Genomic DNA, 12,630 nt, shown 5'->3' with positions numbered 1-12,630 from the left:
TTTTACACTTTTTTAAGTGCTTTTGTCCACACACCAACTCTGCTTGTACATATTAATAAACGATTTCAATTGATCCAATATGAATAGGATTAAAATGAGAAAACCGCATAATATTTAGTTTTTTACTTATGTTGTAAAATAATAAATTATCGTTATAGATCAATATGTTGCCTTAATAAAAGGAAAAGCATAAAATTTTATCATATGCTTTTTTTACTGGCAGGTTTGATTCGCTTAAAGTTAAGGAGCATTATTTTTGTGTAATGCGTGCTATGGTTTTTTGGGAAAGCATTTTATGTAAATATGTCATAAAGGCGGCTGCAAAAAGCGGTGTTGCTAAATTAAGAATTGGAATCGAAACAAAAAGCGCTATCAATAATCCTGCACCAAAAACCGTTGTGTAATGAGTATGTAAAAAAGCACGCGCATTTTGCTCTGTTCGAAAACGGTAAGCAGCAAACAAGAAATATTCGTGACCAAGCAAATAACCATTAATAACATAAAAAGCAATCAAATTAACACCTGGTATGAAGAATAAAATAAAAGCAATTCCATTCCCAAGAAGGCTTAAAATAACAAATTTAAAGGAAATAATAAGAGAACGCTTAAATGACAAAGCTTGTCCAATAGGCTCGTTTGGATAATCCTCCTTTTCAATGATTTCAGCAGCAGAATCAATGAAAAAACCACCAATCATAGCTGTGATGGGTGCAATCAAAAAAGCCAACAAAAGAGCCAACCCAAGGTTAAAGATGATAAGCATGCTAAAACCAATCCATCCCGCCCAACTAGGAAGTCCAGGAAGAAATTGAGCAATCCAGGGCCAAAAGTAAGACACAAAAAGTTGGTGCACACATAACCATAAAATGGTGAGAATGAAAAAAGTAACCCCTAATGCTTTCAGTATCATAGTACGATATTGCGAGGTCAGAAGACGTTGTAAAGCACGATAAGCAGCAGTAAAAATCATAGATTAATAAACTAAGGAAAGAAGCAAAAAAAAACAAGAAATATATTTAAAGAATGTACAGTGTAATTTTTTCTTTCTTGAATTATAAGAGCTATTTTCACTAACACTAAAGAAATACATCGATATTATTTTGTAAAAAAAGAGAATTTTTCACTTTTATATTATTATTAAAATCAGGCTAAATTCTTTTTATAGAATGGATAAAATAAAAAATAACTAAGGCTTCTTCGTTTAAAATAAAATTTCAATTAATAGAAATTTTAGGTTTAAAAAAACGAGAAAAATGTAAGAAGCAGCTGTTGTAGAAGAACTTTTAAATATCTTTGTACAGAGTTTAGCTTATTGCGTTTACATAATGTATATAAAAAAAATTAAGGTGGTAGGAGATATTGAGGGGGAAGTTTTTTACTTCCATTTATCCAGTATCGCTGCCTAATTTCGTTTATCTATATCCTTAATTTGTTTTGCACGATATCCTAATCTGTACTTTTTTATCGCTTGGCATGGCGCATCTTGGTTTTCGCGTCTATTTAAAATACTATTGAGGTTAATGGAATAAGGGTAAAGTTTACGTATTAGTTACGGAAATATTCTGATTTTAGGCAACAGAATGATTCATGTAATATCACAATAGGAAAATAAAAAATTTCAAACGATTAACTATAAGTATTTCATAACAGGCAGTTTTTTGAGAAGAAGTAAAGAAAGAGAGATGTCACTGATGCTTAAAAATGATGAGATTTTGAACTTTAAGAGCTATAAGTGCAATAAAGTAAGAATTCATTGAAGCACTTTTCATACAAGTGGTGCACTGTATCAAATAATTTTTAGATAATAACACCATTAATTTATGAAGAGAATTTATCATCTTTAATTTGAATAAGAATCACCAATATGGAAATTAAATCTTCACTGTCAAAATCAAAACAATCATTTATTTGCACATCATAAATAGGACAAATATAGAGATAAAAAACATTTAAGAAAAAAATGCTTTTTATAAATTTTCCTCAATGCAAGAGCTTTCTTAAAACTGAAGGATAGCAAACGATGATTCCAGCTTGTTTTTTATAAGCTGGAGAGACAGGGGTGCAAAGATTCTATTTTTTATGAAGGTTAGGGTAAGATGAGATTTTTTTAAGAAACATCTCTCAACGCTCGTCACCCCCATTTCGCAACAGTGCCCGTGAATTGTATAAGGATAAGGCTCCCATGAAGATTATAAAACTTAAGGGGGTAGCCACTATCTTTATGCTTAACAAAAGAGCATGCTGGCACATCATATACTTACCCTCAATGTTGCGACAAGTCTTAGCTTTTGAAACGGTTCATTATAGGGCGATAGTCCTTTCTCAAACGTTTTGTATTTATACGGTTGTCCTTGTTTGCAATGTGCAAGAAAATGATTTTTATTGTTTCAACATGAGAGAGAGTTGAAATGAGAGAATCTTACGATATTTGGGATTCTAATTTAATATGAACAATGCTAGATTATCATTATAAATCAAAATATTATATACTAATAGAGATAGATACCTATTGTCAGTTCTATTTTATAAGGTGTTTTAATATCAACGCGTTTGAAGAGTTATTATTTGCAAAGTGGTATATTTCCCTCATGAGGAGTAGGTGTTTGGGGGGCAAAAAATGATACAATCACGTTTGCTAATTTTTGCGCTACGTGTTGTTTACTCATATGTTGCCATTGTTCAACTTTTTCTCTACTCACGAGATAAACTTGATTTGTATCAGAACCCATGACACTTGTACCATCTAGTTGAAGAGAAATATCATTAGCAAGAATGAAATCAGCTCCTTTTTCAACACATTTCTTTTGCGCATTAGCAATGATATCACATGTTTCAGCAGCAAAACCAATGACCAATGAAGGACGGTTTGGAGCGTGTCCAATCGTTGCTAAAATGTCAGGATTTTCAACCATATGAAGGGATGGTGGTGTTTTATGAGCATCCTTTTTAATTTTGTGTAAAGACTGCGTTTGACTGCGCCAGTCACAAACAGCGGCAACAAAAATGGCACCATCAGCAGGCAATGCGGTTTGAACGGCTTGTAACATCTGTTGTGCTGTTTCAACATGAATGATTTTTACTTCTTGTGGGTCTGCAAGATTAACAGGTCCACAAATAAGTGTTACTTTTGCACCCAAATGTGCAAGAGCGGTTGCGATGGCATGACCTTGTTTACCTGAAGACCGATTAGCAATATAACGCACTGGATCAATAGGTTCATGGGTAGGGCCAGAGGTAACGATGAAATGGCGGTCAGAGAGAGGTTTTTCATGCCCATTCAAAAGATTCTCTATGGCAGCGACAATGGTTAAAGGTTCGCTCATACGTCCATATCCTATCTCGTCACGTTCAGCCATATTTCCGATTTCTGGTCCAATGATATGAACGCCATCTGCATGCAATTGTGCAACATTACGAATAGTTGCTGGATGCACCCACATGGACGGATTCATGGCGGGTGCAATCAAGAGTGGGCAGCGTGCCGCTAAAAGAATGCAATCAGCCAGATCATCTCCTATGCCATTGGCTATTTTTGCAATACGGTTGGCTGTAGCAGGAGCTAAAATAATCAGGTCAGCATCACGTGCTAATCGGATATGTCCGATATCGTGTTCTTCTTCGCGTGAAAATAAATCAGTATATACAGTACCACCGCTTAAAGCTTCAGCGGCTAAAGGCGTAATAAATTTTTGCGCTGCTTTTGTCATCACGACTTTTAAGTGTGCTCCACGTTCTTGTAAGCGGCGAATCAGATCAAGTGCTTTATAGGATGCAATACTTCCACCAATAATAAGAAGAAGTGATTTTGATTTCAATGATTGCGATTCAACAGCGCTAGCATAAAGGGGTTGTATGGTGAGAGGAGTGGGGTTGCTTAAAAGGCGTCGGACTTCTTCTTCCATAGAAATACCATTTTGCGCGGCGCGTACGCGTAAAGCTTCTTTGGTCTCAGGAGACAGGTTACGAATGGTAATACTGGCCATAAAATACCTCCAAGAAATAAAAATGATTGCAATGATTTCATTGTTGATATTTTTAACATATCAAGGAGATTAGAAAAGATGAAAAAAGTAAAAAGTAAGAAAAGCGCAACAAAGTGCAATGATGAAAAGACTATAACGACCATAACGGTTTCTACGACTTTGTTCCACAGCAAGTTGTTTTAGGGTAGCAGGAGAAAGATTAAAACCTGTTTTTCTCATTTGATTGAAATCTTCTTCTATCCGTTGGAAATTTTGAACCAATTGTGGTGTTTTGCGTGCCAGAGAAAGGAGAGCTTGTGCTCCTTCACTAAAGTCTTTTGCAACGCCTACGGGTCCTAAATTTTTACTAATCCATTCTTTGACAACGGGTTCAGAAGCTTTCCACATATTAAAAGTGGGGTCTAATGTGCGGGCAACACCTTCCACGACAACCATCGTTTTTTGCAGCAATAAAAGTTCAGGTCGCGTTTGCATGTCAAACAATTCAGTGACTTCAAACAATAAAGTGAGCAATTTAGCCATGGAAATGCTTTGCGCTGATTGTCCGTGAATTGGTTCGCCAATAGCGCGGTTGGCTTGTGCAAAGCTTTCAATATTATGGTGTGAAGGAACATAACCTGCTTCAAAATGGGCACGTGCAACCCGATGGTAATCGCGGGTAATAAAGCCGTAAAGAATTTCAGCAAGGAAATGCTTTTCTTTTTTGCCAAGCCTTCCTGTAATGCCTAGATCAACAGCAACAATACATCCTTTTTCATCTACAAATAAATTACCAGGATGCATATCGGCGTGAAAAAAACCATCGCGCAGTGTATGGCGAAGAAAAGATTGAATAAGCGTAATAGCGAGCGCTTTCAAATCAAATCCAGCTTCTTTAAGTTTGGAAATTTCGGATATTCTTATACCATCAATCCATTCCATTGTAAGGACATTACGTCCTGTCCGTTCCCAGTCAATACGTGGAACCCGAAAGCCTGTATCATGTTGAATATTTTCAGCCATTTCAGATATAGCTGCTGCTTCTAGGCGTAAATCCATTTCAAGCCGTGTTGTTTGTGCTAAAGTATCCACCACACAAACAGGACGAAGCCTTCGAGAGGCAGGGATATAGCGCTCTTGTAAATGAGCAATGAGATAGAATCCTCTAAGATCTTTAGAAAAACGTGCTCTGATATTGGGACGAATAACTTTTACAGCACATTTTTTCTTATGGCCAGTTTCATCACTGTATTCAGCTGGATGAACTTGAGCAATAGAAGCGGCGGCAATAGGGGGATAAAAGTTTATGAATAAATCATCAATAGAGCGACCAAGAGAACTTTCAATTTGAGCAATAGCGGCGGTGCAAGAAAATGTTTGGACGCGATCTTGTAGTTGTGATAAATCTTCCGCAATATCACGGCCGACAATATCAGGCCTTGTTGCAAGAAATTGACCAAGTTTTATGTAAGAGGGTCCAAGCTTATTAATGGCATACGAAATATTTTCAGATCGCTGTTTCTTTTTTGTTTTGCGTCGTGCTAATGCACTCGCTATACGATGACATAGCGCTGGAAATCCTTGAAGATCATCATGAGGAAGAGCACTTAAAACACCTTCACGCGTTAAAACCCATCCTGCACGCATCAATTGAAAGTAAGGGGAAATTTGCACCATTTTTAAATTTTCCAACCTGAATGCAGCGCTGCAATCGCACCGGTGAGATTGCGGTATGATATCCGCGAAAACCCCGCATGCTTGATCATATGGGCAAAATCATCTTGCTTAGGAAATTTGCGGATAGATTCAACCAAATAACGATAAGCATCGCCATCATTTGCAATAAATTGACCAAGCTTAGGGATAGCATGGAAAGACCAAAGATCATAAATTTTATCCAACAGAGGCATTTCGACATTTGAAAATTCTAAACATAAGAAACGTCCACCGGGCTTTAAAACACGAAAAGCTTCTCTAAGAGCTTGATCAATATGAGGAACATTGCGAATTCCAAAAGCAATCGTGTAAGCATCAAAGCTTTGATCTTCAAAGGGGAGATTTTCTGCATTGGCTTCAACAAAATCAATCAGAGGGGCAAGACCATTTTTTTGTGCGCGTTTTTTGCCAACGCTGAGCATTGAGCCATTAATATCAAGCACTGTAGCATGGGCTTTTTGGCGTGAAGCATTAAGAATACGAAAAGCAATATCACCTGTACCGCCAGCGACATCAAGAACTTTCCAATGAGAAAGTGCTGGTGGGGAAAGCCAAGCAATCATGGAGTTTTTCCACACACGGTGTAGCCCTAAGGATAAGATATCATTCATCTTGTCATAATTTTCAGCGACAGAATGAAATACACCATCCACCATGGATTGTTTTTGTGTTTCATCTACTCTTGTAAAACCAAAAGAGTGCTCCATACCACCCTTAGTTCCTACACGTTCTGTTTCAATTGCCATGTATATGATCTTCCTTATTTTTCTTTTATCGTAAATGAAATAGAGAGGGAATGTTCAACTACGAAAAAACAACGTATAAAACTACGACATTTACACAGCCAAAAACAGAAGAGTACCTTTAGATATCAAGATTGGCAACGCTTAAGGCATTGTCTTGAATAAAAATACGTCTAGGTTCAACTTCATCACCCATGAGACGAGAAAAGAGTGAATCTGCATCGGTTGCATCATTAATTTTTACTTGTAAAAGAGAACGTGCATTGGGATCAAGCGTTGTTTCCCAAAGTTGTTCAGCATTCATTTCCCCAAGACCTTTATAACGTTGAAGAGTAACACCTTTTTTACCGTTTGTAAAAATGCTCTCTAAAAGGCTCATAGGACCAAAAATATGCTCTGTTTTATCTTTGCGACGTAAAAGAACAGGAGGATGATATATGTCGAGAAAATTTTGGGAAATGCGATCAATTTGACGTGCGTCAGTTGAATTTATAAGTCCCACATCAAGCGTAACAACATCTTTAACACCACGCAAAATACGCTCAAAACATAAACTTCCATCTTCTGTATATCGTCCACTCCAACCTTGTTCCATATCATCAGCAATCAGATTAAGGCGGTGTGCTACAGTATCTGCTATTTTTTGCGCTTTTTCTTGTGTTGCAAAGACTTCAAGATTAAAAGCACCAACAATTGCTGCTTGCTCAACAATATTGCGGTCATAACGGGTATGAAGACCATTTAAAAGCTGACGTAATATACGAGCATCTTTCGCGAGTTGATACAAATCAGCCCCTGCACGAACTTCTCCCGTTGAAAGCTCAAGCGCTGTTTCTTCTAATCCAGTATCGATCAAGAATTCTTCAAACGCTGCTTCATTTTTAATATATTGGGAAGATTTTCCACGCGATACTTTATAAAGAGGAGGCTGAGCAATATAAAGATGTCCACGTTCAATCAATTCAGGCATTTGTCTAAAAAAGAAAGTGAGTAGAAGAGTACGAATATGGGCTCCATCAACGTCCGCATCTGTCATGATAATAATCTTATGATAACGTAATTTATCCGGTGAAAATTCATCTTTACCGATAGACGTTCCAAGAGCTGTAATAAGTGTTCCGATCATATCAGATGAGAGCATGCGGTCGAAACGTGCTCGTTCTACATTGAGGATTTTACCACGGAGGGGTAAAATTGCTTGATTTTGACGAGAACGCCCACTTTTTGCTGACCCCCCAGCTGAATCCCCCTCAACAATAAAGATTTCTGATTTTGCAGGATCACGTTCTTGGCAATCGGCAAGCTTTCCTGGTAGAGAAGTGATATCAAGCGCTCCTTTTCGCCTTGTGAGTTCACGTGCTTTGCGTGCTGCTTCACGTGCTGTTGCAGCTTCCACCACTTTACTAATGAGAAGCTTTGCTTCATTAGGATGTTCTTCCAGCCATATCGAAAGCCCTTCATTGACCAAATTTTCAACAATAGGGCGCACTTCAGAAGAAACCAATTTGTCCTTTGTTTGTGAAGAAAATTTCGGATCAGGAACTTTGACAGAAAGAATAGCTGTTAATCCTTCACGGCAGTCATCACCGGTTAAGTTCACTTTTTCTTTTTTGGCAATACCTGAAGATTCAGCATAGCCATTAATTTGGCGTGTAAGAGCACTTCTAAAACCTATCAAATGAGTTCCACCATCACGCTGAGGAATATTATTGGTAAAACACAAAACCTTTTCATGATAGGAATCGTTCCACCATAGGGCAACATCAACGCTCATACCATCCTTTTCACTTGCAATATAAATGGGATTATCAAGGAGAGCTTTTTTTGATTGGTCAATATATTTGACAAACTCCGTTAATCCACCTTCATAATGCAATTCAACTGATTGAATATCAGCATGACGCTCGTCAACAAGAAGAATATGAACCCCAGAATTTAGAAAGGCCAATTCCCGTAAACGGCGCTCCAAAGTTTCGAAATCAAATTCAACCATAGTAAAGGTTTCAGAGCTTGGTAAAAATCTGATTTCTGTTCCACTTTCTTGATCGCAATCGCCAACAACTTTTAATGGAGCATCAGCCACCCCGTGGGTAAATGATATTGCATGAACTTTACCATTGCGTTTGATTTGCAATTTAAGCCAAACGGATAATGCATTCACAACAGAAACACCAACACCGTGCAATCCACCTGAAACTTTATAAGAGTTTTGATCAAATTTTCCGCCGGCATGAAGCTGTGTCATAATAACTTCAGCGGCAGAAATACCTTCTGTTGGATGAATATCTGTCGGAATTCCACGTCCATTATCACGAACAGAACAAGAACCATCAGCATGGAGTGTGACGTTTACAAGAGTAGCATGACCTGCTAAAGCTTCATCGATAGCATTGTCTACAACTTCATAGACCATATGGTGTAAACCCGATCCATCATCAGTATCACCGATATACATACCAGGACGTTTGCGTACAGCATCAAGACCTTTGAGAACTTTGATAGACGCGGCATCATAGTCATTGCTTTGTGCTGGTGAGGTTATTTCATCACTCATAAGTTAGTCCATTCCTGTGTTCAATTTACAATATTTTATCCGCTTTTTTTAAAGCTCAATGTTCTGATCAGTTATTTATGGAATAACCACATTAAACATTTACCGTATATCAGATCTAGATTCAATATCTGTCGATATATAATGGAAAGAATGATGAAATGATATAACACCATTATACAGTAAAATATCGTCATTTAGGGTGATAATATAAGACAATTAAGCAACTGTTTGATATATTTAAGTATTTTTACAGTGCGTGGTAAATATTCAGGGCAGGGCTTGAAAGCCTTTAGTTAAGTGAATTACAATGGGAAGACTAAAGAAATTAAAAGCGTAATTTATCGAGAGAAGCTGACTGTTTACAGAACAACGTTGGTACGAATCCTTTTCCTTTAAAATTTCAGGATGAGGTCAATTACGCTTTACGTAAACTTTAAACGTAAATTTTAAAATTATGTGAAGAGTGATATTATTGTTTATTTTTGCATATGCATAATATTTCAAAATTAGTTGTGCATCTTTATGTTACACTAACGAAGCTTTTACTTTCTTACTTATAAATCAATCTTCAATCTTAATGAAGTTAATATTACGCGTTCTCTAAGTTTTTTAACTTTTTGTATGTTAAATTGAGGTGAGAATATTGTGTATATTTGTTTGCATTATTCCTGTCCATGGAGGTTACATTTCTTATTCAAAATAAAACACCATTGTGCGGCTTATTCACGCACTTTTTTAAGAAGCATTTTCAATGTATTTTAAAAAAATATATGAAAATTTTTAACAGTTTTAGAAAAGTGCAAGAATTTTATTGATTAAGCGCCAGATATTTTGGTGAAGTGCATTAGATAATAACTGAGAAGAGTTACATCTTAGCTTTGAAAATGGGGGAGAGATTTTGAAAATAAGAAAACCTATATATGTAAAACAACTTCTTCAATTGCGTTTACGGTACTTTTTACTCAATAATTTATACAATATTTTTATTCGTATTTTATTTGTAGCAGGGGGTTTTCTATTTTTCTCTTATGCAGAAGCTAAAATAGTTGGAAACTTACCTTCTTTTTTTGATTCGCATGAACATTTGGTACAACCTGATACAACGGATATTGTTCGTTTGCGTTTTGTAACAACTTTTGATTTTCCTCCTTTTAATTTTCTTGATCAAACGGGGCATCTTGCAGGTTATAATATCGATTTATTGCGTGCTATTTGCTCAAAATTAAAATTAGAGAAACTTTGTGAGGTAGAAGTTGTTCCTTGGAAAGAGCTCGTGGAGCATGTGAAAAATGGTGGTGCAGAAGTTATTATTGCGGGTTTAAAAGAAACAAGTGAAACTCAGCAAGATCTTGTTTTTACAAAGTCATATTTGCGCTTTCCAGCGCGATTTGTTGCTTCTCGACTTTTAAATCTTGATGAGCCAATAAGCGATCAATTAATACATTTAACCAGTGGTGTTTTGTCAAAAAGTGTTCACGAACAGCTCTTTCATTATTATTTTCCTGAAGCCAAATGGCAAGGATTTAAAAAGAGAGAAGAGCTTTATAAAGCATTACAAGAGCGTAAAATTGACCTTATTTTTGATGATGGATTTGCTTTATCGTTATGGTTCAAAAAACAAAAATCTGTTGATTGTTGCCATTTTGTTGGGGGGGCATATATGGCACCACAGTTATTGGGACAAGGAATGCAGCTTGCTGTTGCAAAAAAAAATGAAAAATTGGTTGATATACTCAATTATGCGCTGAAATCACTAGAAGAAGATGGTAAACTTACAGAACTTTATTTGCGTTATTTTCCAATAAGTTTTTATTGATGAATAGTTTTTTAATTAAGGGCTGTTAATCTTTCTGCGCCTAGTCGATAGGAAATAGCTTCTGCGAGATGATAGCGTGAAAGAGTATCTGATCCGTCAAGGTCAGCAATTGTGCGTGCAACTTTGAGAATGCGATGATAAGCGCGTGCAGAGAGGTGCATTTTTTCACTCACATCTCGTAAGAGTATGGTCGCACTTTTATCAGGAATGGCAATCTGTTCTATAATTTTGGCAGGGCAATCGCCATTGGTACGAATATGATCAAACCCCATTGTTGAAAAACGTTTAGCTTGAATGGTACGGCACCGTGCGACGCGTTTGGCAACATCGCAGCTTTTTTCTGATTTTTCTGGTTGCATAAGGTCCATAGCCGTCAAAGCAGGGACATCAATCCGTAAATCAATTCGGTCAAGCAGAGGACCAGAAATACGGGACTGATAATCGATTTGACAGCGTATTCCTTTAGCGCAAACATGGTCTTTTTCGCCTGCCATACCACAACGGCAAGGATTCATTGCGGCAATGAGTTGGAAGCGGGCAGGATAGCTAATATGGTGATTAGCGCGGGCGATAACTGACTCCCCACTTTCTAAAGGTTGACGAAGAGAATCAAGAACCTGTGGAGAAAATTCAGGCAATTCATCAAGGAATAACACACCATTATGAGCAAGGGAGACCTCTCCTGGTCGTCCTTTAAGTCCTCCACCAATCATTGCGGCCATGGAAGCAGAATGATGTGGGGAACGAAAGGGGCAATGAAGTGAAATGGTATTATGAACCGTTTCTCCTGTAATAGAAGCAATCAGAGAGACATCTAAAAGCTCACGGCTATCAAGAGGTGGCAAAATGGAAGGTAAGCGTTGCGCTAGCATAGATTTTCCAGCACCAGGGGGACCTACAAACAAAAGGTTATGGCGTCCAGCAGCACAAACTTCTAAGGCACGTTTAGCTGTTTTTTGTCCTTTGATTTCGCAAAGATCTGGAAGTTCAGTTTCGATAGTATATTGGCGCGGTTGTGGACGTTTTTGAATTTGGGTTCCTTTGAAATGGTTGACTATAGTGAGCAGAGTCTCTGGGGCAAGAATATTTATTTCTGCATTTGCCCAAGCAGCTTCAGGTCCACATTGGAAGGGACAAATCAGTCCTTTATCGAGTGATAAAGCTGTCATGGCAGCTGGTAAAACACCATTAACAGCGGCAAGTGAACCATCCAGCGATAATTCCCCTAAAATGATATAGTCTTGTGCTACTTCGGGAGGGAGAATTCCCATAGCAAGCATTAAGCCTACGGCGATCGGCAAATCGTAATGCGATCCCTCTTTAGGCAAATCAGCTGGTGCAAGATTAATCGTAATTCGTTTAGTAGGCATAGAAAGTCCACAAGCGTGGAGGGCTGCTTGTACACGTTCACGGCTTTCTGCGACTGCCTTATCGGCTAATCCAACAATAGCCATTCCTATTTTACCAGACGAAATCATAACCTGTACATCGACAGGAATGGCTTCTAGACCGCGAAAAGCAACAGTTGTAATACGTGCGATCATTTATTTATTTTCCCCCTTTAGACTTGGTAGAGACAATCATATCTATTTATAAAAATCAAGAAGCATCTCTATAGCTTTTTTTATAGAGAGAACTATATACGTGGGCAGTTTTTTAGCATTCCCATAGAAAGTCATTTGTACAAATTTAACCATGATGATATGGAACGCAATAAAACATTTATAATAAGCTAAATAAATATGTTAAGAAAAAAAGAATGAGGCTGTTCGTGTTATACAACAGTACAGAATTTTATGAAAATATAAGGGGAGGATAACGTTATGTATCGCAGAGTGT

Annotated in this window: 7 protein-coding genes; 1 reads left to right on the top strand and 6 read right to left on the bottom strand. The window is 37.4% G+C overall.

Going from position 1 to position 12,630, the window contains the following annotated elements:
• Positions 1 to 250: 250 nt before the first annotated feature.
• From ACFILW_RS01400 to gyrB, 5 genes are all read right to left on the bottom strand, one after another.
• Positions 251 to 970: a sulfate transporter family protein gene (locus tag ACFILW_RS01400; protein WP_375622029.1), complete on the bottom strand. Its 720-nt coding sequence runs from the start codon at positions 968 to 970 to the stop codon at positions 251 to 253.
• 1,591 nt (positions 971 to 2,561) lie between these two features.
• Entirely contained in the window at positions 2,562 to 3,983 is a 1,422-nt protein-coding gene (gene coaBC, locus ACFILW_RS01395) for a bifunctional phosphopantothenoylcysteine decarboxylase/phosphopantothenate--cysteine ligase CoaBC (protein WP_375684955.1), read from the bottom strand.
• Between the two features lie 69 nt (positions 3,984 to 4,052).
• Entirely contained in the window at positions 4,053 to 5,639 is a 1,587-nt protein-coding gene (gene ubiB / locus ACFILW_RS01390) for a 2-polyprenylphenol 6-hydroxylase (RefSeq protein WP_375622027.1), read from the bottom strand.
• A gap of 2 nt (positions 5,640 to 5,641) precedes the next feature.
• Entirely contained in the window at positions 5,642 to 6,424 is a 783-nt protein-coding gene (ubiE, locus tag ACFILW_RS01385) for a bifunctional demethylmenaquinone methyltransferase/2-methoxy-6-polyprenyl-1,4-benzoquinol methylase UbiE (RefSeq protein ID WP_375622026.1), read from the bottom strand.
• 118 nt (positions 6,425 to 6,542) lie between these two features.
• Positions 6,543 to 8,975: a DNA topoisomerase (ATP-hydrolyzing) subunit B gene (gene gyrB, locus ACFILW_RS01380; RefSeq protein ID WP_375622025.1), complete on the bottom strand. Its 2,433-nt coding sequence runs from the start codon at positions 8,973 to 8,975 to the stop codon at positions 6,543 to 6,545.
• A gap of 898 nt (positions 8,976 to 9,873) precedes the next feature.
• Between gyrB and ACFILW_RS01375 the strand changes: the two genes are divergently transcribed.
• Entirely contained in the window at positions 9,874 to 10,791 is a 918-nt protein-coding gene (locus ACFILW_RS01375; RefSeq protein WP_375684954.1) for a transporter substrate-binding domain-containing protein, read from the top strand.
• Between the two features lie 11 nt (positions 10,792 to 10,802).
• On the opposite strand, the gene ACFILW_RS01370 is transcribed toward ACFILW_RS01375, so the two are convergent.
• Entirely contained in the window at positions 10,803 to 12,335 is a 1,533-nt protein-coding gene (locus ACFILW_RS01370; protein WP_375622023.1) for a YifB family Mg chelatase-like AAA ATPase, read from the bottom strand.
• Positions 12,336 to 12,630: the final 295 nt, after the last annotated feature.

Source organism: Bartonella sp. TT110JLCBS, assembly GCF_042193405.1.
Taxonomy (GTDB): Bacteria; Pseudomonadota; Alphaproteobacteria; order Rhizobiales; family Rhizobiaceae; genus Bartonella.
This window is presented reverse-complemented; position numbering and strand designations above follow the sequence as displayed.

What these genes read in the sequence shown, in the direction of transcription:
- ACFILW_RS01400 (WP_375622029.1), bottom strand. Translation starts at nt 970, where the DNA reads ATGATTTTTACTGCTGCTTATCGTGCTTTACAACGTCTTCTGACCTCG.
- coaBC (WP_375684955.1), bottom strand. Translation starts at nt 3,983, where the DNA reads ATGGCCAGTATTACCATTCGTAACCTGTCTCCTGAGACCAAAGAAGCT.
- ubiB (WP_375622027.1), bottom strand. Translation starts at nt 5,639, where the DNA reads ATGGTGCAAATTTCCCCTTACTTTCAATTGATGCGTGCAGGATGGGTT.
- ubiE (WP_375622026.1), bottom strand. Translation starts at nt 6,424, where the DNA reads ATGGCAATTGAAACAGAACGTGTAGGAACTAAGGGTGGTATGGAGCAC.
- gyrB (WP_375622025.1), bottom strand. Translation starts at nt 8,975, where the DNA reads ATGAGTGATGAAATAACCTCACCAGCACAAAGCAATGACTATGATGCC.
- ACFILW_RS01370 (WP_375622023.1), bottom strand. Translation starts at nt 12,335, where the DNA reads ATGATCGCACGTATTACAACTGTTGCTTTTCGCGGTCTAGAAGCCATT.